Annotated in this window: 4 protein-coding genes; all 4 read left to right on the plus strand. The window is 69.5% G+C overall.

Translation table 11 applies throughout. The features are described 5' to 3' along the window. The first annotated feature begins 135 nt into the window (after positions 1–135). The 4 genes from ABLE94_RS09425 to ABLE94_RS09440 are packed head-to-tail and all read left to right on the plus strand — an operon-like array spanning position 136 to position 25647. Positions 136–3237 (plus strand): non-ribosomal peptide synthetase, encoded by a 3102-nt coding sequence (locus ABLE94_RS09425; protein WP_348808638.1) that lies wholly within the window; start codon positions 136–138, stop codon positions 3235–3237. Continuing rightward, a complete protein-coding gene (locus ABLE94_RS09430) occupies positions 3234–10898 on the plus strand; it encodes a non-ribosomal peptide synthetase (protein ID WP_348808639.1) in 7665 nt (2554 codons plus the stop codon). The genes ABLE94_RS09425 and ABLE94_RS09430 overlap by 4 nt, the downstream gene beginning before the upstream one ends. Beyond that, on the plus strand, positions 10895–24238 hold the full coding sequence (locus ABLE94_RS09435) for a non-ribosomal peptide synthetase (protein WP_348808640.1): 13344 nt from the start codon (positions 10895–10897) through the stop codon (positions 24236–24238). The genes ABLE94_RS09430 and ABLE94_RS09435 overlap by 4 nt, the downstream gene beginning before the upstream one ends. Further along, positions 24238–25647, plus strand: coding sequence for an MFS transporter (locus ABLE94_RS09440; protein WP_348803804.1), 1410 nt, complete (start codon positions 24238–24240; stop codon positions 25645–25647). Before ABLE94_RS09435 ends, ABLE94_RS09440 begins: the two co-directional genes overlap by 1 nt. The last annotated feature ends 16 nt before the right edge of the window (positions 25648–25663 follow it).

The following is a 25663-nucleotide window of genomic DNA, read 5'->3' on the forward strand; positions in this document are numbered from 1 at the left end:
TCGGGCATACACTCGGCGTGAGCACTTTCCCTTGAGCTTAGCCTGCCCTAATGTAGACGCCGCCCGGTGAAAGCCGCGGACCGCCCCTCTTTGGAAAGTCTAACCAAATGAAGGGTAGGCTGCCCTACTATGTCTATGGCCTGCGCTCCGTCCCACGAACCCTCGTTCCCCGCATCGGCGGCGGCGCAGGGCCTGTGGGCCGCGCAGTCGGTCATCGGGCCGTCGCCGGTGTTCACCATCGGCCAGCTTCTCGAGTTCGACACACGGCCCGACGCGGCACGACTGATCGCCGCGGCCACCGCCGCCGCGCGCGAGGCCGATCTACTCTCCGCGCGGTTCTCAGATGACAACGGCGAATTGCGCTTTCACCTCGGCGAGCCGATCGAGGTCAGACAGGTCGATCTCGGCCCGGACCCATCTGCACTGAACTCGGTGGCCACCACGGCGGTTGGCCGGCCGATCGATCCGGCCATCGGGCCGTGCGCCGAGATCTCGGTGCTCACCGCCGGGAACCGCCTCGGCCTGCTCATCGTCGCCCATCACATGGTTCTCGACGCCTATGGGCTCGGCCTCCTTGTTCGCCGCATCGCACGCCTGTACGACAACCTCACCGATGCACGGGCATTGCGTTCGATCACCGACCTCCCCGCCGGGGTGGACGACGCCCGCCCCGGCGACCGCGAGTTCTGGGAGCGCGAACTCGGCGCCGCGAACGGTCCGGTGACACTCGCGAAAGCCCCTCGCGGCCATCGCATCGCGCGCGGTGTCCGCACCGAACGGGTCGTGGTCGGCGGGGCCGGATCGCTCACCCGGACGCCGGCGGTCCTCGCCGCGCTGATCGCGGCCCACTGCGCACGACTCGTCGACTCCGACGAGGTGATCCTGGGATTCCCGATGATGAATCGGCTGGGATCGCCGGCGGCCACGTGCGCGTGCAGCACGGTCAACGTCATTCCTCTGCGGGTGGCGACGCCCCGGCACGCGACCTTGTCCGAGGTGGCCACCGACGTCGCCGGCCGGATCGCCACCGTGAGCGCACACGCCCGCTACCGGGGCGAGGACATCGTGCGCGACCTGCGGCGCCGCGGGATCGACGGTGTCATCGGACCCACCCTCAACATCAAGCCCTTCTCCCCGACGGCCGCCATCGGCGGACACGTGGCGGTCATCCGTTCACTCGCCCGTGGCCCCGTCGTGGACGTGGCGATCACCTGCGCGGACCTCGACGGCGACCTCGAGATCGTGCTGGATGCCGACGCCGATCTCTACGGCAACGCCGACGTCGCCGACATCTGCTCGGGCATCGGTGCTTTCGTCGCGGCCGCAACGAGAGCACCGACGCTCGACGAGGTATCGATCGGAGCGATCGCGATGCCGGACGAACAGTCCGCGGCACGTGCTATCGCCGCCGCCGACGAGGCCACCCGGGGCCCGATCGATCCGACTCCGCTCGTGCAGCGTGTGCTCGCCCACCCCGACGACGCGGTCGCACTGATCTGTGGAGACGAGCGGATCGACGTCGCGACGCTGCGTGCGCGGGTGACGGCGCTGTCGGACGAACTCGGGGTCCTGGCGCCGGAGGATATCGTCGCGGTCGCCCTGCCGAGGGGTGTCGACATGATCGTCGCGCTGCTCGCCGTCCATCACAGTGGTGCGGCATTCCTGCCGCTGGATCCCGGTTTCCCGGCCGAACGGCTGGCCGCGACCATGGCCGACGCCGCACCGGTGGCCGTCATCGAACCGGGCTCCGCCGCAACCGCTGAGGTGCGCGCGCTGACGCCGGCGTCCGCACCGCCGTCGGATCATCGTGGTGTCGTATCGTCAGCGTCGCCGGCACCGGCACCGGAGCACCCGGCATACGTCATCTACACCTCCGGTTCCACCGGCACACCCAAGGGCGTGGTGATCAGCCATCGGGCGTTGGCCAACTTCGGCGGACACCTCGCCGAACTCGTCGGATATCACCCCGGCCGTCGTGTGCTGTCGGTGACCACCATCTCCTTCGACATCGCGATCCTGGAGACGCTGGTGCCGCTGGCCGCGGGTGCGACGGTGATCCTGGCCACCAACGACGACGTGCACGACCCGGCGCGATTGGCCGCGCTCATCCGCACCCACCGGATCGACGTCATGCAGGCCACCCCCTCGCTGTGGTCGGCATTCCTGGAATCCGGCCACGGCAAGGCCCTCACCGACGTCGACGTCCTGGTCGGCGGCGAAGCACTGCCGGCCGACATCGCCGGTGAACTGACGCGGCACGCGGCCTCGGCCCGAAACATGTACGGCCCCACCGAGACCACCATCTGGTCGACGACCGAACCGCTGCGCCGCGGCCAGACCGCCGAGGTCGGCATCGGCACGCCGATCGCGAACACCGGTGTCCGGATTCTCAATTCGGCGCTGCATCCGACCACTGACGGCGATGTGGGCGAGTTGTACCTGTCCGGAGCCGGCCTCGCACGCGGCTACCACGGGCGGCCCGACCTGACCTGCACACGATTCGTCGCCGACCCGTTCGGGCCACCCGGCACCCGGATGTACTGCACCGGTGACCTCGCGCGCCGAGGTCACGACGGGACGCTGCACTGCCTCGGCCGCACCGACCACCAGGTCAAGATCCGCGGCTTCCGGATCGAACTCGGTGACATCGATGCCGCCCTGGCACAGCACCATTCGGTCGAACGAGCGGTCACCGTCGCCGTCGACGGGCGTCTCGTCGGTTATGCCGTGCCGACGCGCGGACATCAGATCGACACCGTCTCGCTGCGCCGGCATCTGGCCGACCGTCTCCCCGACTACATGATCCCGACCGTCATCACCGCCATCGACGAGGTTCCGCTGACACCCAACGGAAAGATCGATCGAACCGGGTTGCCCCGACCCGACTTCGCTGCGCTTGCCGGTGACTCCCGGGAACCGTCGAGCGCCACCGAACACGCACTCGCGCAGGCCTTCCGGGAGGTTCTCGGCCTTCCCGCGGTGGGAGTCGAGGATGATTTCTTCATCCTCGGCGGCGACAGCCTGACGGCGGTCCGCGTGGTGGCCCACGCGGCCCGGGCCGGTCTGAGGATCACCCCGATCGAACTCTTCGACCACCCCACCATCACGCGGCTCGCCACGATCGCCCGGGCCGCCGATCCGAATCACGAGGCATCGTTGCACTCCGAATACACCACCACCACCGCAGATCTCGGCGTCGACGAACTCGACGAGCTGGTCGAGGGGGACCTGCTGTGAGCGCCACCGGTACCGGTGTCGGCGGCATCGAGGACGTCCTGCCGCTGACCGGGCTACAGGAAGCCATCGTCTACCACTCGACCCGGCCGCGGACCGACGGATCCCACGATCCCTACCTCATCCTCGCCGATATCGATCTGGCCGATCACGTCACGATCGATGCCGATCTCCCCACCCGGGTGATCGCCGCCGTCACCACGGTGATGGCACGCCACGCCTCGCTGCGCACCTCCTACACCCGCCGACGCACCGGTGCACCGGTCGCGCGCGTGCACACCGACGTCGCCGCCCCGGTGGAGTTCTGCACGCTCGCCGCCGCCCTCGACCTCGACGCACTGCGGCACCGCGAACGGAACCGCGGGATCACCCTGACCTCGCCGCCCCCGTTCCGTGTCATCCTCGCCGCCGCCGACAACGCCTCCACCGGCCACCACCTGCTGATCGTCGCTCATCACGTCGCCCTCGACGGCTGGTCACTGCACCGGCTCTTCGACGAGATCGTGCGGGCGCTGCGCGACGAGCCGCTTCCGGCACCGGCGGACGTGCGTGACTTCCTGCGCTGGCGGGCGGGCCGACCGGACGGGCTCGAGCGCTGGCGTACCGCCCTGTCCGGTGTGCGGTCCGCCACCCGGCTGCCGTTGCCGGAGATCGACCCCGCCCCACCGGTCGTGGGACACCGACTCGGGACCGCCCGGTCCGCCCGGATGCGTGCGGTGGCGCGTGATCACGGGGCGTCGGTGAACACCCTGATCCAGGTGGCCTGGGCGCTTGTCCTCGCCGATCACACCGACGCCGACGACGTGATCTTCGGTGCCGTCGTGTCCGGGCGCGATCCGGCGGTCGACCGTGTCGACGAGATGGTCGGTATGTTGATCAACACGATCCCGGTGCGGATCCGGATCGATCCGAATGAATCGGTGGCACAGCTGCTTTCGCGTGTTCAGCGGGAACAGCTCGCCCTCCTCGATCAGCATCAGAGCGCGCTGGGTGACATCCAGGCATCCCTTCGCCTCGGTGAGTTGTTCAACTCGGTCGTGGTATTCGAGAGTTTCCCGCGCGGCCCGGTCCGCCCGCACATCGAGGATGAGAACAGCTACGCCGCAACCATTCTCGTCGAGGATGATCCCGACATCCGTATCCTCCTGGAACGGCGGGCACAGGATGGGTGCACGGTGCCTGCGGCCCTTCTCGAACGCTTGATCCGGACGATCGGGGCGATCGTCGACACCCCCCAGGTCACCCTCGCACGGCTGCCCCGCAGCGACGCCGACGCGGACGCCACACGCGGAGTCGAAGGGCCGGCCCCGGCCCCGTTCGTGCCGGTGTCCGATCGGATCGCGGCCACCGCGCAGCGGGTACCCGAACACGTCGCGCTGCGCGTCGACGATCACAGCCTGACCTACGCCGAGCTGGCGGCATCCGCCGACCGGATCGCCGCAGCCCTGACCGCACGTGGTCTCGGCGCCGAGTCCATCGTCGCGATCGCCACTCGGCGCAGCGTCGACATGGTCTCCGCCCTGCTCGGTGTGCTCCGGGCCGGTGCCGCCTACCTGCCGATCGACCCCGGATATCCGGCGGCCCGCATCGATTTCATGCTCGACGACGCCACACCGGATCTCGTCATCGACGACCCGATGGCGGCAGCTCTCGCCGCGGGGTCCGCGTCTGACACACCGGGCCCGCATCCGGTGGCGGTCCATCCGGATTCATCGGCCTACGTGGTCTACACCTCCGGTTCCACGGGTACTCCGAAGGCCGTCGTCGGCACGTCTCGTGCACTCGCCAACCGGATCGCCTGGGCTGCGGAATCCTGGAACGGCGCCGTGGTTCTCGCGAAGTCCTCGATCGCCTTCATCGACGGCAGCACCGAATTGCTCGGTGCCCTTGCCGCAGGCTCGACGGTGATCCTGGCCGACGACACCACGGCCCGCGACGCCACCGCACTCGCCGACCTGACCGCGGAGCACCACGTCGACCAGATCACCGCGATACCGTCACTGGCACAGGCGATCACCGAGGTCGGTGCGACGCCCACACCCCGACGGTGGATCGTCTCGGGTGAACCGCTCGTCGCCGCCACCCGAGATGCGCTGGCCTCCACCGGCGCCGAGATCATCAACTCCTATGGCTCCTCCGAGGTCGCCGGCGACGTCACCATGGGCCGGGTCACCACCGGAGCCATCACCGCCGGCACCGCGGTTGCGGGCATCCGGGTGACGATTCTCGATCACCTGCTGCGGCCCGTTCCGGCCGGTGTGGCCGGCGACATCTACGTGGGCGGTCCACAGTCGGCGCGTGGGTATCGCAATCACTCCGGTTGGACCGCAACCGCATTCGTCGCCGATCCGGATGGCGCCGGGAGTCGTCTCTATCGGACCGGCGATCGTGGACGCATCGAACCCGACGGCCGGCTGACGGTGCTCGGCCGCGCGGACCGCCAGGTCAAGATCCGCGGGGTGCGCGTCGAACTCGGCGAGGTCGAATCGGCCATCGCCGACGTCGACGGTGTGCGTGAGGCCGCCGTCCGTGCGGTCACCGACACCGCCGGTGACACCCGGATCGATGCCTACGTCAGTGGCCGACCGGGGCTGTCGTCGGTGGAGATCGTCGCGGCACTGAGCACGTCGCTTCCCGCCGCGATGATCCCGGCGTCGATCACCATCCTCGACGCATTGCCGTTGACGCCGGGCGGCAAGGTGGATCGACTGGCCCTGCCCGATCCGGCCGACGCCGGATCGACCCGATCGTCACGCGGTCCGCGCACCGACGCCGAGGCCGCGGTCATCGCGGCGGCGACCGCCGTCCTCGGTCGCGACGCCGGCATCGAGGACAACTTCTTCGATCTCGGTGGCCATTCCCTCTCCGCCACACGACTTCTCACCCGTCTGCGGGTCGCGACCGGATCGCGGCTCGGCATCGGCGACGTGTTCGACCATCCGGTGCTGGCCGAGCTCGCCGCGCTGATCGACACCGCGCAGATCGACACCGCGCAGAGCGGCTCGGGGACCGCCACCCCCACCACGCCACCGGGGCCGGTGCCCGGGCTGCGTCCACATCCCCTGCCCTTGTCGCCGGCGCAACGTCGGCTGCTCTTTCAGTCCGGTGTCGACGATTCCGCCTATACGGTGGCCTTCGCGGTTCGCCTCGACGCCCATCCGGGATCGTCGATCGACGTTGGCGCACTGTCGGATTCCCTCACCGGCATCGTGACCCGACACGAGGTGCTCCGGACCCGCATCGTCGACGAAGTACCCGTCATCGACCCCGCCGATCGGGCCACGGTCGCGGTGACCGAACATCGGGGATACGGCGAGGACGGGAACGGGGACGACGGGAACGGGGACGACGGGCACGGGCGTGACACCGAGGACCTCGTCGCGCGGTTGATCGCGCGCCCCTACGACCTCTCGGCCGACGCCGTTCTTCGCGCCGACCTCATCCACACCTGGCAATCGTCGGCGATCCTGCTGCTCACCGTCCACCACATCGCCGCCGACGAGTGGTCCGCACGTCGGCTCTTCGACGAACTCGCCGCGGGCTACAACGGCATCACCGTGGCGCCGCCGACCGTCCAGTTCACCGATCACACCGTGTGGCAACTCGACCGGCTGGGCGACCCCGACGACCCGACGTCGCTGCGCGCGAGGCAACTGGGTCACTGGCGGGACATTCTCGACGGCATCGGTGACGAGATACGGCTCCCCACCGACCGGCCCCAGCCGATGGAACCGAGTCACCGTGGCGATCAGATCGATCGCACGGTACCCACCGAACTGGTTGCCGCACTCGACGACCGCGCCGCGACCACCGGCACCACCCGATTCATGCTCGTCCATGCGGCGGTGGCACTCGCACTGTCGGCCTCCGGCGCCGGCGACGACATCGTCGTCGGCACACCGTTCGCCGGGCGCACCACGGCCGCCGCCGAAGAGCTCATCGGCATGTTCGTCAACACCCTTGCATTGCGCACCGACCTGAGTGGCGATCCGACCCTCGGTGAGGTCATCGACCGTATCCGGCGTACCGATCTCGACGCCTACGAGCATGCCGATCTGCCGATCGACGCCATCGTCGCCGCGTTGACGCCGCAGCGGACGCTGTCACGTCACCCGGTGTTCCAGACGATGGTCCAGTACCGGGACCCGATCGAGGCACCCGACTTCACCGGCCTCGACGCGACACCGCTCTTCCCGCCGACCCGGACCGCGAAGTTCGATCTCACCTTCGAATTCGTCGGTCTGACCGACGGATTGCGCCTGCGGCTGGAGTACGCGACCGACCTGTTCGACCGCGACACCGCCGAACACCTCACCGATCGTGTGCTGTACCTCCTGGAGATGCTCGCCCACCATCCCGACGACCGTATCGCTGCGCTGCGGATGCCGGATGCGCCCGATACCGTTGCAGCACTGCCGATGTCGGCGGCCACCGCCGCATGCGTGCAGCGCCCGACCCTCGACGGTGCGCGCACCCTGTGGGAGGTCTTCACCCGCACCGCCGCCGAACATGCCGACCGGGTCGCACTGACCGCCGGCGTCGACGTGCTGACCTATCGCGAGGTGGAGCGCCGCAGCGCGCACCTGGCCGCCGCACTGATCGCCGACGGGGTCCGCCCCGGTGATCTGGTGGCCCTGCTGCTGCCGCGCGGCGTCGACCAGGTGATCTCGATCCTCGCCATCCTGCGCGCGGGCGGTGCCTACGTGCCGATCGACCCGGACTACCCGGACGAACGCATCTCGACCATCCTCGCCGACGCCCGGCCGGTCGTCATCGTCGACGCCGGGTATCGCGCCCGGGTATCGGTGTCGGATCCAGGTGAACCCGTTGTCGCGCGGCCGGTCCCGGTCACCGCAGATCACCCCGCCTACGTCATCTACACCTCCGGTTCCACGGGCAGACCCAAGGGCGTGACCATCACCCACGGCAACGTGGTGTCCCTGCTGGCGGCGACCCGAGAGGCGATCCGCACCGGCCCGGCGGATGTCTGGACGATGTTCCACTCCTACGCCTTCGACTTCTCGGTGTGGGAGATCTGGGGAGCGCTGTCGAGCGGTGCACGACTGGTCATTCCGGATCGTGCGACCACCCGCTCCCCCGCCGACTTCGCGACCCTGCTGCGGGATGAGCAGGTCACCGTGCTCAACCAGACACCGTCGGCCTTCTACGCCCTCGAGGCCACCCTCACCGAGGTCGACCATGCCGACCTCGGATCGCTACGCCACCTGATCTTCGGCGGCGAGGCCCTCGACGCACGTCGGCTCACCGCCTTCCTGCGCCGTTGGCCCGACGTCCGGGCGATCAACATGTACGGCATCACCGAGATCACCGTGCACGCCACCCTGCTCGACATCGACGCCGACTCCGCGGAACGTTCGGTGGGCAGCGCCGTCGGTGCCGTGTTACCCGGATTCACCGGCCGGCTGCTGGACCGATACCTGCGTCCGGTGCCGCCCGGGGTGATCGGCGAACTCTACCTGTCGGGCCCGCAGGTGGCCCGGGCGTACCTGAACCGTCCGGGTTTGTCGGCGGGGCGGTTCGTCGCCGATCCCGGTGGTGGCGGTGGGATCTGCTACCGCACCGGAGATCTGTTCCGGCTCACCGGCGATGGCCGTCTGCTGTCCGAAGGCCGTGCCGACTCCCAGGTCAAGATCCGCGGATTCCGCATCGAACTCGGTGAGGTGCGCGCCGCCGTGGCCGGGGTGAGCGGTGTGCGCGACGTCGTGGTCATCACCCGTCCCGGGCCGTCGGAGGGCCATCGGCTGCTCGCCTACGTCGTCACCGACGGGATCGGCCCGGACGACGTGCGCTCGGCGCTCGCCACGGTGCTGCCCGAGCACATGGTGCCCGCGGCGGTGATCGGTATCGACGCCATTCCGCTGACCACCAACGGCAAGACCGATGTCGCGGCGCTACCCGAGCCGCACACCTCAGGTGTGGCACGCGAGGGTGCCCGAGAGCCGGCCACCGAGGCCGAATCGGCACTGCTGGCGATCTTCGCAGAGACCCTGCACCTGCCTGCGCACGAGATCTCGGTCGATGACGACTTCTTCGCGCTCGGTGGTGATTCCATCGTCTCCACCACGCTGGTCAATCGGGCCCGGCGGGCCGGATGGTGCCTTCGGACGCGGGACGTCTTCACCCACCGCACCATCGAAGCCCTGGCCGTGGTGGCCGAACCGATCACCGACGGTGACAACGCTGACACGCAATCCGGCACGGCGACAGCGGGTTCCGGTGGGGTCATCGGTCTGCTGCCGATCATGCATCGGCTCCGCGAACTGGGCGGTCGGATCGATCGCCACAATCAGTCCCTCGTCGTCGACACCCCGCCCGACGCCACGCCCGCCTCGATCACCGCGGCGCTGCAGGCGCTTCTCGACGCCCACGAGGCGCTGCGCATGACCCTGAACGTCATCGCCGGCGACGTGTGGACGCTCACCGCTCGAGCCCCCGGCGATGTCGCGGCCACCGACATCCTCGAGGTCGTCGCTAGCGACGCCCACGGCACTGTCGCCGACACGATCGCCGCGGTCTCGGATGCCTGCGCCGCGCGATTGTCCCCCACATCGGGCCGGATGATCGCCGCCGCGCATCTGACGCCGACGACTTCGGGCGATCCGGGACGCCTCGTCCTCGTCATCCATCATCTGGCGGTCGATGGGGTCTCCCGCCGTATCCTCCTCGACGACCTCGCCGCCGTACACGACGCCGGTTCTGCCGCGGACGCAGTCCGCCTGGGCGACACCACGAACGCAGTCCGCCTGGGTGACTTCGCCGCCGCCGTGGCCGAGGCCGCCCTCGCCCCGGAACTCCTGGGCGAGGTGGCGCATTGGGCTGCGGTGCTCGCCCCCGGCGGCGAGCTGATTCCGGGATCTCCTGCACGTTCGGGCACCCTCGCGGCACAGCGCGGCCACGTCGTCGCACTCGACGTGAACACCTCCCGGGCGATCGTCACCGACCTACCGACCCGTCTCGGCGTCGGGGTCACCTCGATCTTCCTCGGTGCGCTGCGTGTGGCGGCGACCGAGGTCACCGGCGCCGGTGACCTCGTCGTTGACACCGAGCGACATGGCCGCGACACCGAATCGGCGGGCCTCGGCCACCGCGACCTGACCCACACGGTGGGATGGTTCACCACCATGGCGCCGCTGCGTCTGCCGGCCGCCGACGGCATCGACCCGCACGCGGCCGTAGTGCAGGCCGAACGGCAGTGGCAGGAGATGCCCTCGGCGGGAGCCGGATTCGGGTTGCTGCGGTACCTGAACCCGCAGACGGCCATGGCGCTGGCGACGATGCCGTCGGCAAGTGTGCTGCTCAACTACCTGGGCCGCTTCTCGGTGGGCAGCGGCGGTGCGTGGCAGCCATCGGCCGAGTCGTACGCCGTGGCGGCGGCCGCCGACCCGGACCTCGGGGTGGCCCATCCCCTCGAGGTGGAGATCGTGTGCCGCGACGAGGCGGATGGCCCGATCCTCACCGGGACCTTCCGCCATCTCGGCGACCAGATCGACGCCGGGACCGTCGCACGACTCGCCAACCGGTGGCGCACCGCGCTGCAGGATCTGGTCGCGGCCAACCCACCCGGAACCGACGCGTCTCATCACACGGACCAGTCCCCCGCTCAGTCCCCCACGCATCAGCAAACCACCGGAGTGTGTTCGTGACCTCGATCTCCCGCCTGTCCCGCTCGACCGAGTCGACCGGGCGGCGTCATCCCCTCCTGGCCGGACAGCGTGACATCTATCTCGGCATGCAGATCGCCGCCGACCCGACGCTCTACAACACCGGCCTCTACATCCGGATGCCGTCGACCACGGACCCTGATCGCCTGCGGACGGTGATGCGCCAGACCCTCGACGCCGCCGAGGCCATGCGGGCGGTGTTCGCCGAGGAGGACGGCGAACTCACCCAACGACTGCTGTCGATCGACGAATTCGACGTCCCCGTCGTCGACATCCGCGGCACCGATCCGCACGCGTGGATGCAGCGAACCATGGCCCAGCCCATGGATATTCACGCCGGTCCGCTCAGCGACTTCCGGATCCTGCTCGCCGGTGACGAACCGGCGGCACCCCCCACGGCGGTGTTCGCCTTCCTGAAGGTACATCACCTCGTCTGCGATGGAATGGGTCTGGTCTCCTACGCCGAGACCGTCCGCAAGCGCTACGACGCCCCGGCGGATCCCTCATCCGGTGACGGCGGTCGCATACATTCCGGCAGTTGGGCGCTCGGCGACATCGTCGCGGCCGAATCCGACTACCGGTGCGGTCCCGCCTATCTCGAGGACCGTGAATACTGGACCGGGTTGATGGCCGACCACCCCGAGCCGGTTCGACTGCTCGATCAGCAGTTGCCACCGGGGCCGGGAATCACGCACGCCCGCTTCGAGATCGACGCCGACCGATTGGCGGTGCTGCGTGCCCTCGCCTCCCGGGTGGGGGTGCGGCCCGCGGTCATGTTGATCGCGGCGGTGGCGGCCTTCGCCCACCTGCGCACCGGTCGTGACGATCTCGTGTTCGCACTGCCGGTGTCCGGTCGCCTCGACCGGGGGACGCGTTCGGCGCCGTCGATGGTCACCAGTGTGTTGCCGCTGCGGGTGGCGGCGTTCGGCCGTGACCATCTCGCCGACCTGGCCACCCGGGTGGACCGCGCCCTCTTCGGCCTGCTGCCCCGAAGCCGTTTCCGCGCCGAGGATCTCGGTCGTGCCCTCGCCGCCGACGCCGATCCGGCGAGCGGGCCGTACCGTATGTTCGGCCTCGGCATCAACGTCCTCACGAACAGCACACGACAGACCATCGGCGGCGGTGAGGTGAGTGTGCACGCGCTCGCCTCCGGTCCGGTCTCCGACGTCGAGATCCAGATCCAACTGCGCCGCAAAGGGCTTCCCGCCGAGGTCATCGTCCGCGGAGTGGCCGAGGCGGCCATCGAGAGTGCACAGATCGCCACAGCCTTCGACGGTTTCCTCACCGACCTGAGCCACGGGCCCGACGACCGCCTCACGGAGATCGGCGTGAGCGCCGACGACCGCCCGGCGCAGGACAGCCCGATGCCCGCCGCCGGCCTCACGCCGGCCCTGCACCGGCTGCGGATCGCCGAGATCGACCCGGATAGCCTGGCACCGAGCCGCATTCACGTCGACGTTGCGCCGGAAACCGCACCCGGGACGGTCACCGAGATCCTCTCGGCCCTCGCCGCCCGCCACGACGTGCTGCGCACCACGCTGGCCCGACCGGTCCCGATCCTGTGGACGCTGTCCACCGCGCCGGCCGACGGCGCGACGATCCCACTCGACTACACCACCGAGACCGCGTCCGAGCCGGATTCGGCCGCCGCACACCTTCCCCGCGCCACGCTGGACCAGGCGTCGGGCCGACTGACGCTGTGGGTGCACCCAGCACTGGCCGATCCGGTCACCATCGACATCCTGCGCCGAGATCTGACGGCCGCGGCGGACGACCTCGCGCATGGGCGCACGATCGAGATCGATCCGGTTCCCATGTCACTGGGTCGGGCCTCCGCCGCGCTGGCCGCACAGGCCGCGGACCCGTCGGCCCTGCCGCAGTGGCTAGCGGTGCTGGCCCCCGGAGCCCAATTACCGACCCACCCAACCGGTCTTGATGACCCTGCGGACCACGGTGGCCCGGTCTGCGTCCGTCGCCCGGTCGACGTCACCGTTGCGCCGGACCCGGCGGAGATCGCCGGCGTGGTGTGCTCCGCCCTCGCGCAGCACCTCGGTGAGCGCCTCGGAAGCCACCTGCTCGTCGACGTGGTCACCGACCTGCGACCGGCGGGTGCCGAGCGCACCGGCGGGCCGTTCCGGGGCGTCACACCCACCCGCATCGCCGTGTCCGATGGCGCGACCACCGCGGTGCCCGGCCCGGCCCTCGATATCCTGCGATACCTGTCTCCACAGGTGGCGGCCTCGCTGATGGCGGCACGGAGCGCCGGTGACATCGTCGATCCGGACGTGATCGTCGGCGACCACGGACTGCCCACCTCGCATGCGGTGTCGGTGGCGGTCCGTCCCGCCCGGACCGATGACGGCGCACCCACGGCCGCGGGATGGGAGGTGCGAGTCCGTATCGATCCCGCGCGGGTCGAGGATGCGAGGCGTCTCGCCGACGCCGTGGCGGGTGCCGTCGTCGGATTCGCCGAGGACCGCCTGGTCGATCTGGACTCCGAGTCGCTCACGGAACTGGTTGCCGCACATGGTGACATCGCCGATGTCTGGCCCCTCACGCCCCTGCAGGAGGGGCTCTACTATCAGGCCCGGATGGATGCCGACGCCGACATCTATACCGCCCAGTTCTGGCTGGATTTCGGTCATCGCATCGAGGCCGCGGAATTGCGTCGGGCCGCGGGCACCCTGCTGGACACCAACCCCGAGTTGCGGGCCGCATTCGTCGAGGTGGACGGCCGGCCCCTGCAGGTGATCGCCGCCGTCGTCGAACCCGATGTGACCGAGATGGATCTGTCGCAGCACTCGGCCGCCGATGCCGAGCATCGCCTCGCCGAGTTGCTCGCCGAGGACCGCGCCACCGGGTTCGCCCTCGACCGGGCACCGTTGTGGCGGATGCGTCTGGTGCATCTGCCCGGCGATCGTGACCGTCTGGTGGTCAACCGGCGATTCCTGTTGTGGGACGGCTGGTCCGGTGGCCTCTTCGTGTCCCGACTGCTCGCGCACCTCAACGGCAGTCCGATTCCGGTGCGGGAGGCGTCACTGCGCGACTACCTCTCCTGGCTGGCCCGTGGCGCCGACGACGCCGATGCGGTGGCGGCGTGGATCGCCCACCTCGACGGCTACGACGAGCCGGCGTTGATCGCACCTCGCGGCACCACCGCGACCACCACTCCGCGCGCCCCCCGACGCATCGACGTCGACCTCGGCGCGGAGTTCTCCGAACGGCTGCGCGCCGATGCCCGCACGGCCGGCGTCACGCTCAACACGGTGCTGACCGCCGCTCTCGATCTGACCCTGTCGCGCCAACTCGGCCGCACCGATGTCGCGTTCGGTTCCACGGTGGCCGGCCGACCCCCCGAGGTGCCGGGCATCGACACCGTCATCGGCCTGTTCCTCAACACAGTGGCCGTCCGCACGGTCCTGCGACCCGACGAGACTGTCGCAGAACTGTTGCGCCGCATGCAGGATCAACGTGTCGAGATGATGGCCTATGACCATCTCGGCCTCAACCGGCTCCAGCAGGAGACCGGGCACCCGGTGCTCTTCGATGTGCTCTACGTGTTGCAGAACTTCCGGACCGAGGACGAGGAACGCACGCAGTCGGCGTTGCACGACGTCATCGGCGAGGGCAGTCTCGATCACACGCACTATCCGGTGGCGCTGGTGGTCACCCCGTCCCGCAACATCCGGTTCCGGTTGGAGTACCGCGACGACCTGATCGACGAGACCACCGCGCTCGCACTTGTCGCGCGTTTCCGCCGGGCGCTGGATGGTATCGGCACCCACCTCGACGCACCGGTGGCCGCGGTGGATCTGAGCCTGCCCGGCGACACCGGCCTCGCCGGCCCGCTCCACGAGCTACCCGACGTGACCGTGTCGAACCTCCTGGGTGAACGCGCCGCGACAATCCCCGACGCCGATGCACTCTTCTTCGAGAACCGGCGGATGACCTACGCCGAACTCGAATCCGAGGTCGACCGCGTCGCCCACATCCTCTCCGATCACGGCGTGGGTGCCGAAACCGTTGTCGCGCTGGCCATTCCCCGCAGCATCGACACGGTTGTGGCGTTGTTCGCGATCCTGCGGGCCGGCGCCGCCTATCTGCCCCTGGAACTCGATCATCCCGACGAGCGGCTACGCACCATCATCGACGACGCCGCACCGCGAATCATCCTGTCCCACAGCCGCGTCGGCGAACGATTCGCCGACACCGGGGTGCCGATCCTGACCATCGACGACCTGCCCGCGCCCGACGAGCCGACCTGGACCACACCCCGGGTGCATCCGGACTGGCCGGCGTACGTCATCTACACCTCCGGTTCCACCGGGAAACCCAAGGGTGTCGTCACGCCGTACCGCGGCCTGACCAACATGCAACTCAATCACCGGGAGAAGGTCTTCGAACCGGCCATCGAGGTGGCCCGCTCGGCGGGCATCACCGGACGACTGCGCATCGCGCACACCGTGTCCTTCGCGTTCGACATGTCCTGGGAGGAACTGCTCTGGCTCGTCGAGGGTCACGAAGTGCACGTCTGTGACGAGGATCTGCGCCGTGATTCGGCTGCGCTGGTGGCCTATTGCGCGGCCCACCGCATCGACGTCATCAACGTGACACCCACGTATGCCGCGCAATTGTTCGCCGACGGTCTGCTCGACGGCAACGCCGGCGATGCGGCCGATCATGTGCCGCCACTGGTGCTGCTGGGCGGTGAGGCCGTCGGAGATCCCGTCTGGACCCGGCTGCGGGAGAACCCGAAGACATTCGGCTACAACCTGTACGGGCCGACCGAGTACACCATCAACACGCTGGGCATCGGCACCGACGAGTCGCCGACCTCGTCGGTGGGCACCCCGATCTGGAACACCCACGCCCATCTGCTCGACGGCTGGCTGCGGCCGGTGCCCCCGGGGGTCGCCGGTGAGCTCTACATCAGCGGTGCCGGATTGGCGCGCGGCTACCTCGGCCGCGCGGACCTGACCGCCGAACGTTTTGTCGCCGATCCGTTCTCCAGCGGCGGACGGTTGTATCGCACCGGCGATCTGATGCGGATCCGCGCCGACGGCAACCTCGACTTCCTCGGGCGCACCGACGACCAGGTGAAGGTTCGCGGATACCGCGTCGAACTCGCCGAGATCGACACCGCCCTCACCGCACTCGACGACGTGGCATCGGCCGCCGTGGTCGCCGCCGCCGACCCCGGCGATCCGTCCATCAAACGTCTGGTCGCCTACGTCATCCCCACGGACCCGTCGGCCGGTGTGGACTTCACCGATATCCGGCGGCGCCTGGCGACGCGACTACCCGACTACATGGTCCCGACGCTGTTCGCCGCGGTCACCGAATTCCCGATGACCGTCAACGGCAAGCTCGACGTGCGAGCCCTTCCCGACGCGCGACCGGCCACCACCCATCGTGAGCCGCGGACGGAGATCGAACGGCAGCTGTGTGCCGTGTTCGCCGATGTCCTCGGCACCGCCGATCCGGTGGGCGTCGACGACGACTTCTTCGAACTCGGCGGCCATTCGATGTCGGCGATGCGGCTGGTGTCGGCGGTCCGCACCGAACTCGGTGCGCAACTGTCCATCAGAGATCTGTTCGAGGCCCGCACCCCCGCCGACATCGCCCTGCGGGTCCACCGAACCGGCTCGGCCAGCGACATCGTCGTCGGCGTCCGACCCGACCCGCTGCCCCTGTCGCCGGCACAGGAACGGCTGTGGGTGCTGCATCGCCTCGATCCGACCGATACGTCGTATCACTACGGGCACGTCGTCCGGCTGCATGCGGCGATCGATCCGTCGGCGTTGCGTTCGGCGGTCACCGACCTGCTCACACGTCACGAGAGCCTGCGCACGGTCATCGTCGAATCGGCGACAGGTGAACCGTCCCAACGGATTCTGGACATCACGGAGATCCCCGACATCGTCGAGGTCACCACCGTCACCGGCCCGGCCGGTGAACTGGATGCCGAACTCGGCGAACGGGCCCGCGAGACACTCACCCGTCCCTTCGATCTCGCCGCGCAACCACCCATCCGGGTGCGCCTGGATCGGGTGGCTGCCGACGTCGTCGAATCCGGCGGGAGCGGTGAGACCGCCGGCGTCCTCACCATCGCGATGCATCACATCGCGACCGACGAATGGTCCGACCGACCGCTGTTGACCGATCTCACCGCCGCTTACGCGGCACGGCTGGCCGACGCGGCACCCCCATTCGCGCCACTGCCCGTCCAGTACGGCGATTACGCCGTGTGGCAACGAGATCGGGTGGACGCCGTCGGCACCGGTCAGCTCGAGTTCTGGGCGCAGACCCTGTCCGATCTCCCCGACGAACTGCCGCTGCCCCGGGACCGGGCCCGACGTCCCGGGGCCGCCGGTCCCGCCGCCACCGAGATGGCGACCATCGACGCCGCCACCCGCAGCCGCCTCGCCGAGGTCGCCACCGCGCACGGCGCCAGCATGTTCATGGTGGCCCAGGCCGCCGTCGCCACTCTGCTCCACCGGGAAGGAGCGGGCGACGACATCCCGCTGGGAAGCCCCATCTCCGGCCGCAACGACCCGGCCCTCGAGGACCTCATCGGCTTCTTCGTCGACACGCAGGTGATGCGCATCGACGTCTGTGGCCGTCCGGCATTCGGTGAGTTGATCGATCGGGTCCGTGAGGTCGACCTCGCGGCCTTCGACAATCAGGACATCCCGTTCCAGCGGGTCGTCGAGCGGCTCGCACCGGCACGGGTGTCCGGACGCAACCCGCTGTTCCAGGTCAGCGTGTCCTACCTGCCGCTCGACGGAGTCCCCGACCGATTCCTCGGTGTTCCGGCGACCTTCGCACCGCTCACCTCGGTGGCGGCGAAGTTCGACCTCGCCTTCACCTTCGTCGACGCCGCCGACAGCGGTGAACTGACCATCGGCCTCGAGTACGCGACCGCCCAGTTCGACCGCGCCACCGCCCGGGCACTGCTCGATCACCTCGCCCGGGTCATGGAGGCGGTGGCCGCCGATCCCGATCTCGCACTCGATCGCATCGCGCTGCTCGACGCGGCCGACCTCGACGCCCTGCGTGGTGCCGAACGTGGCGGTGACCCACGGGCTCTCACCGGTGACGCCGGCAGCTCCACGCTTGTCGACCTGCTCGATGCCGCGGCGCGGGCCACCCCGGACGCGCCGGCCCTGACCGACACCGCGGGCAACGTGATGACCTACCGGCAGTGCCACGGCGCCGCCCGACGGATCGCGGCACGACTCGGCGCGGCCGGCGTCGGACCCGAATCCATTGTCGCGGTGATCATGTCCCGCAGCATCGGCCAGCTCGTCGCCCTGCAGGGGGTGCTGTATTCCGGTGCCGCCTACCTGCCGATCGACGCGGATCTGCCCGACGCACGTATCGCCGATATCCTCGATGACGCGACGCCCGCCGTCGTCCTCCTCGACGACGCCACGCGGCACCTCGCCACCGCCCGTCCGGTGCTGGTTCTCGACGGGCTCGGCGGTATCGCCGAGGACGGCCCCACCGCTCACCCCGATCACCACCGGGCCCCCGCGTCGGTGGTCACAGCATCGACGGTCACACCACCGACGATTCACCCCGACCATCCCGCCTACGTCATCTTCACCTCCGGTTCCACCGGACGTCCCAAGGGTGTCGTCGTCAGTCACCGCAGCGTCGTCAACGTGCTGCGGTGGCGTCTGGCGACCATCCCCGGCGGCTTCGGTGCCGGGAATCGGATGCTCGTCAAGACCCCGGCAGGCTTCGATGGTGCCGTGTGGGAACTGTTGCTGCCCTTCGTATCCGGTGCCGCTGTGGTGGTGGCCGAAGCCGATGCGCAGCGCGACCCGCGTCGGCTCGCGCGGATCGTCGCCGACCACGCGGTCACGGCTGCGGTGTTCGTCCCGTCGCTGCTCGACCTGTTCGCCGAACACCTGCCCGAGCTGGCGACGATGCGACACATCATCGCCGGCGGCGAGGCCCTGACCACACCGTTGGCCACGCGAGTCGCCGCCGCGGCACCGCAGATGGCGTTGATCAACGCCTACGGCCCCACCGAGACGACCGTCGTCGTCACCGATCAGGTGGCCAATACCGACGATTCGGCGACTCTGCCGACGATCCCGATCGGTACCCCGATCGCCGGAACCGACCTGCTGATCCTGGATGCGGCCCTGAACCGGGTACCCGACGGTGTCCTCGGGGAGCTCTATGTGCGTGGAATCCCGGTCGCCCGTGGATATCTCGGACGCAGTGGACTGACCGCCGCGTCGTTCGTGGCCGATCCGACCGGAGAGATCCCCGGCGCACGCCTCTACCGCACCGGCGACCTCGTCCGCCGCCGCGCCGGCATTCTGGAGTACGCCGGACGCGCCGACAGTCAGGTCAAGGTGCGCGGCAACCGCATCGAACTCGGCGAGATCGAGGCAGCATTACGGGCCGTCGACGGGATCGCCTCGGGCGCCGTCGCCGTCGACGCCGATCGTCTCGTCGGGTGGGTGGTACCGGAGGATTCCACGGCCACACCCACCGACGTGACCGCGGCCGTCACCGCCGCGTTGTCGCGGCGGCTGCCGCCCTACATGGTGCCCGCGCCGATCATGGTGGTCGCCGCACTGCCCCTCAACCACACCGGCAAACTCGACCGTGCGGCGCTGCCTGCGCCGGAGATGACGGCCGCGGTCGGCACCGCACCCCGGACCGACCTCGAGTCCGACCTTGCCGAGATCTTCGGGGAGGTCCTGGGCCACCCGGTCACCGACGTCCACGCCGACTTCTTCTCGCTCGGCGGTCATTCCCTGCTCGCGATCAAGGTGCTCAACCTGGTGCGCTCCACCCTCGGGTACGACGCCGAGCTGCGGGTGCTGTTCGACGCGCCCACCGTGGCCACACTCGCCGAGCACCTCTCCTCGGGAGTGGCCACCGCGGCCGCGCCGCTGCCGGAGTTGGTGCGCCGCACCGATTCCGCACCGATCTTGTCCTACGGGCAGGAGCGGATGCTGACACTGCACACCCTGGCCGGACCGACCACCACCTACAACGTGCCGCTGATGTGGCGTCCGGGTGGGCCCACCGGGGCCGCCGAGCGCATCGACATCGAGGTTCTCCGCGCGGCCGTGGCCGATGTGGCCGATCGCCATGAGGTCCTGCGGACCCGTTATCCCGATCAGCAACCGCACCTCGTCGACGAACCCGACATCGTGGTCGAGCATGTCGACGATCCGGCCGATCTCACCCGTTCGAGTGCGCACGCCTTCGATCTGGCCGCCGAGATCCCGATCCGGGTGGCGGCCACCGACGACGTGGCGGTGGTGACGATCCACCACATCGCCACCGACGAATGGTCGGCGCCACCGCTGCGCGCAGACCTGACCACCGCGTATCGGGCCCGGCAGGCCGGCGCCGCACCACAATGGGAGCCCCTGGGGCTGCAGTACTCCGACTTTGCTTCGTGGCAACGCGAACTCATCGACGGCGGGCGGGGTGAGCGGCAACTCGACCACTGGCGTTCGGCCCTCGAAGGGCTCCCCGACGAACTGGCGTTGCCCTACGACCGCACCCGGCCGCCGCGACCCAGTGGGGCCGGCGACGGTGTCTTCCTGGCCCTCGAACCGCACCTGGTGACCGGGCTGCGTGCCCTGGCGTCGGCCACCGGAACGTCGATGTTCATGGTGATGCGGACCGCGGTCGCGGTGTTGCTGTCGCGGCTCGGTGGCGGCACCGATATCCCCATCGGCACACCGGTGACGGTGCGTTCGGATGCGCGTCTCGACGATCTCGTCGGCTTCTTCCTCAACACCCTGGTGTTGCGCACCGACCTCGGCGGCGACCCGACCACGCGTGAACTCCTCGCACGGGTTCGCACCAGCGATCTCGACGCCTACGGCAATCGGGACATCCCGTTCGAGCGCGTCGTGGAAGCCGTTGCACCACAACGATCCACATCGATGAACCCGCTGTTCCAGACGATGGTGGTCTACGTCGACGGAATCCTTCCGGACCTCGACGGGCAGGTCTCACTTCCCGCGCCGACCACCGCGAAGTTCGATCTGTCCTTCGATTTCACCGAGGACACCTCACGTGGTGACGCGCGGGTCGGCGGAGTGATCGAATACAGCACCGACCTGTTCGACCGGACCACGGTCGAGGCCATGGCGGCGCGGTTGACCGGCATCCTCGAGTTCATGGTGGCCGACACCGATACGCCGCTGCGCCGGATGGACATCCGCACCGCCGACGAACATCGCTCACTGTTCCACCCGGCCACCGAAGCGCCCACCACCGTCGCCGATCTGCTCGATCGCGCGACCGAACCCGACCGACTCGCCCCGGCACTGCGCGGGCCGGACGGCCGACGCAGCTTCGGTGAACTCCACGACCGTGTCCGCCTCATCGCCGGACGGCTCGCCGTAGCCGGCATCGGACCCGAAGACGTTGTGGTGGTGCGACTCCCGCGCGGGGTGGCCGCGCTGGAGGTGATCTTCGGTGTGCTGTACTCCGGTGCCGCGTATCTGCCGATCGAGCCGGACACTCCCGACGATCGGGTCGCGGCGATGGTGGACGTGGCGCGTCCGGTCCGGGTGATCGACCGCCTCGACGACGAACTCCTCAACCCGGCAACAGAATCCGAACTCGCGACGGCGTTCCGGCCGTCGGCGGGTGCACGGCCGTTGCGACCGGAGCACCCCGCCTACGTGATCTTCACGTCTGGTTCGACGGGAACGCCGAAGGGTGTGGTCATCCCCCATCGGGCGCTGGCGAATCTCTTCGCAAGTCACCGACGGATGCTGCACCAACCGGCGCGTCGACGCACCGGGCGCAGCAGGCTGCGGGTCGGGCATGGCTGGTCGCTGGCCTTCGACGCGTCGTGGCAGCCACAGCTGTGGCTGCTCGACGGCCATGAGGTGAGCATCGTCGACGCCGACACCCAGCGCGACGCCCAGGCGCTCGCCACCCAACTCGTCGACGAGGCGTGGGACTTCCTGGAACTCACCCCGTCGCACCTCGCCGCCCTCGGCGGCGCCGAGACCACCATGGCCGCCATCGGTTTCGGTGGCGAAGCGGTCGCACCCGAGCAGTGGCAGCGGTGGCGGGATCTTCCCGACTCCGACGCCTATAACCTCTACGGACCGACCGAGGGCACCGTCGACGCCCTCGTCGCGCGCGTCGCCGACACCGAGCGCCCGGTGATCGGCCGACCGGTCGACGGGATGCGGGCCTACATCCTCGACGACGTTCTCGTCCCGGTGGCCGACGGCGTCGATGGCGAGCTGTATCTGTCCGGGGCCGGGCTGGCCCGCGGGTACCTGGGCCGCGGTGACCTGACGGCCGAGCGTTTCGTCGCCGATCCGTTCACCGCCGACGGGTCCCGGATGTACCGGACCGGCGACACCGTGCGGTGGACGAGTACCGGTCACATCGAATACCGCGGTCGCGGCGACGATCAGGTGAAGATCCGCGGTCACCGGGTGGAACTCGGTGACGTCGAGGCGGCACTGATCGCGGTCGGCGGGGTGTCCACCGCGATCACGGTCGAGCGGTCGAATCGGCTGATCGCCTACGTCGTCGCCGACGCGCCGGAGGGCGAAAGCTCCGGCGGCGCGCCGGATCCGGCCGGTCTGCGGACGGCCGTCCGCGCGGTGCTGCCCGACTACATGGTGCCGGCGGCCGTCGTCGTCCTCGATGCGCTACCGACACTGCCCAACGGCAAGATCGATCGCCGGGCGCTGCCGGAACCGCACGTCGAACGCTCGTTGCGGGCACCGACGAACCCTGCCGAACGCCGAATCTGCCGCGCGTTCACCGAGGTGCTGGGCCTCGACGCCGACGACGTCGGCGTCGATGACGACTTCACCGAACTCGGTGGTGACAGCATCGTGGCGATGCAGCTGGTGGCGCGGCTGCGGACAGACGGTTTCGTCGTCGGCCCTCGGGACGTGATGTCGCACCGCACCACCGCCGAGTTGGCGGCACATCTGCACACCGTCGACGGGCCGGTGCAACCCTTGCCGGTGGTGTCCTCCGGTCCGGTACCCGCGACACCGATCATCCGGTGGCTGCAGGAGGTCAGTGCCGGCGATGCCGAGGCCGTCGCCGGGTTCCATCAGTCGGCGTTCCTGACGGTCCCAGCGCATCTGGATGTCAACGCCCTGAGCACCGCGTTGGGCGCACTGGTGCATCGTCACGCGATGCTGCGCGCACGCCTGGTCGCCGACGAATCACTGTGGCGATTCGAGATACCGGAGACCGCACCCGCGGTGGAGGTGATCACCGAGGCCGTTGCGGATGTGAACCCACGGGTCGTCGAGGACATCGCCCGCCGCACCCGCGATCGCCTGAATCCCGTTGCCGGAGCGATGTTGTCAGCCAGCTGGATAGATCGTGGGGACGAGCCGGGGCGGTTGCTGCTGGCGATCCACCACCTCGTCGTCGACGGTGTGTCCTGGCGCGTACTCGTCCCGGAGGTGGTCGCCGCGTACTCGCAGATCGTGGCGGGCGACGCGGTGTCGCTGGGGCCCTTGCCGCCGGGATTCGGTTCGTGGGCAAGGGAACTGGTGACACTGGATCGGTCCGAGGAACTCCCGATGTGGCGGAACCTCACCGATTCGGTTGCGGCGCCGCCTTTCTCACGACCGATCGATCCGCGCACCGACCGCGAGGCCGATGCCGGCCGGTACCGGGTGACCGTCGACACCGACGTGGCCCGCGACCTGCTCGGCCCGGTTCCCGCCCGCCTGGGTGTGGGCGTCGACGAATTGCTGCTCGGTGCGCTCGGAGCGGTGCTGGCGCAGCCGACCCTGATCGATCTCGAAGGCCACGGCCGCGAGGAGCAGGCGGTACCCGGTGCGGACCTCACCGGTGGCGTCGGCTGGTTCACCGCGGTCCATCCGGTGGTGGTGGGAAGCGCCGGCACCGTCGCCGAGGAGGCGCGTGCGTTGAATGATCAGCGCGCCACCATCCCGGACGGCGGCCTCGGTCACGGCCTGCTGCGCCACGTCGCCGGTGCTTCGCTGCCCGGCGCCGCCATCGAGTTCAACTATCTGGGCCGCTATCGGTCCTTCGAGTTCGATGGCTGGGGTATGGCGCCGGAGTCGGCGGACGTCGGACCGGGCGAACGGATGCCCGCGTCCTACGGTCTGATCGTGAACGTCACCACCCTCGACGGTCCGGACGGACCACGTCTGGTGGCGACCTGGGTGTGGCAGCCGGGTGTGGTCGACGAGGATACGGTGACGTCGTGGGCGGATCGCTGGGTGGCGGAGTTGACCGCCGCGACAGCCGCCTCCGGCGCTCCGACGGACACCGTGAACACCGTGAACACCGATGAGGGAGAACACTGATGGCCGGGCGGGCCCGAGGACTGCTGATCGACATCACGCCCCTGCGGGTGTCCCCGCCGTTCCGGCGGATCTTCGTTGCCCGACTGATCTCGTTGGTCGCCATCGGGATGCTGCTGGTGTCGGTGCCGGTGCAGATGTATGACCTCACCGGATCGTCGGCGCAGGTCGGTGCGGCGACCGCGGTCACCGGGATCGCCACCTTCGTGGGCATGTTGCTCGGCGGTGTCCTCGCCGACCGGTTCGACCGCAAGCTGCTCATCCTGGCCGGCCGCGCGGCGGCCGCGCTCTCGTTTGCCGGATTGGCGGCCAACGCCTTCGGCGTCTTCGGCGGCTCCGCGTCGGTGGCCGTGCTCTACGTGCTGGCGGTGGTCGACGGTCTGATCGGCGCATTGTCGACGTCGGCGTTGATGGCCGCGGTCCCGACGTTGATCCCTCGTCGGCACCTGGCGGCCGTCGGAGCGCTGGGATCGCTGACGGTGCGCATCGGTACGGCGGTGTCACCGGGCATCGCGGGCTTCGTGATCGGTGCCGCAGGTGTCGAATGGGCGTACACCGTCGCCGCGGTACTGGCCTCCATGACAGTCCTCATCATCAGCGGATTGCCCTCTCTGCCACCGCATGCCCCAGTCCTGGAGGACGCGGCCCTTGATGACACGGCCCACGATGACACGGCCCTCAATGACACGGCCCACGACGACGCGGCCCTCGATGACGGCGGCCGCCCGCAGCCGACGGCCCAGACACCCACGGCCGATCGGGCCGAGGTCACCGATTCCGCCGACTCCCCTGCCACCACGGTTCCGCTGTGGTCCTTCCTCCGCAGTGAGCGCATCGTCGGGGCGGTGATGGTCGTCGGTGTGCTGGCGATGTTCGCACCCGGCGTGGTGGCGTTGCTGCCGGCGCTGGTCGCACAGCGATTCGACGGCAACGCGTCGATCACCGGCCTGCTGTTCGCGGCGGTCGCGACCGGTGCGATGGTCGCAGCACTGACCAGCGGGTGGCTCGGGTCGGTACGTCGACCGGGAGTTCTCCTCCTCGGCTGCCTCATCGCAACCTTCGCGCTCCTGGCCGTGTTCGGTCTGACCGCCTACGCGTGGCTCGCCATCGCATTGCTCGTGGTGATCGGATTCCTGGAGGCCATTCAGGAAGTGTTGCGCTACATGCTGATCCAGCAGCACACACCCGGGCCGCTACTGGGCCGGGTCAACGGTATCTGGATGGCCCAGGAGGTCGGCGGTGTCACCGTGGGCGCCTTTGTCGCCGGCGCATTCGGGTCGATCTGGGTGGCCTCGGATGCCGTCGTCTACTACGGCCTGATGCTGCTGGCCGCCGCCATCGTCGCGGCCGTGGTGTTGCGGTCGCTGGTGACGCTGCGCCAGGAGGTGCCCGCGCAGACGCCTGTCGGCTGAGGCCGCTGAGCGTGAG

The sequence above is a fragment of the Gordonia sp. VNK1 genome, assembly GCF_040049135.1.
Taxonomy (GTDB): Bacteria; Actinomycetota; Actinomycetes; order Mycobacteriales; family Mycobacteriaceae; genus Gordonia; species Gordonia oleivorans.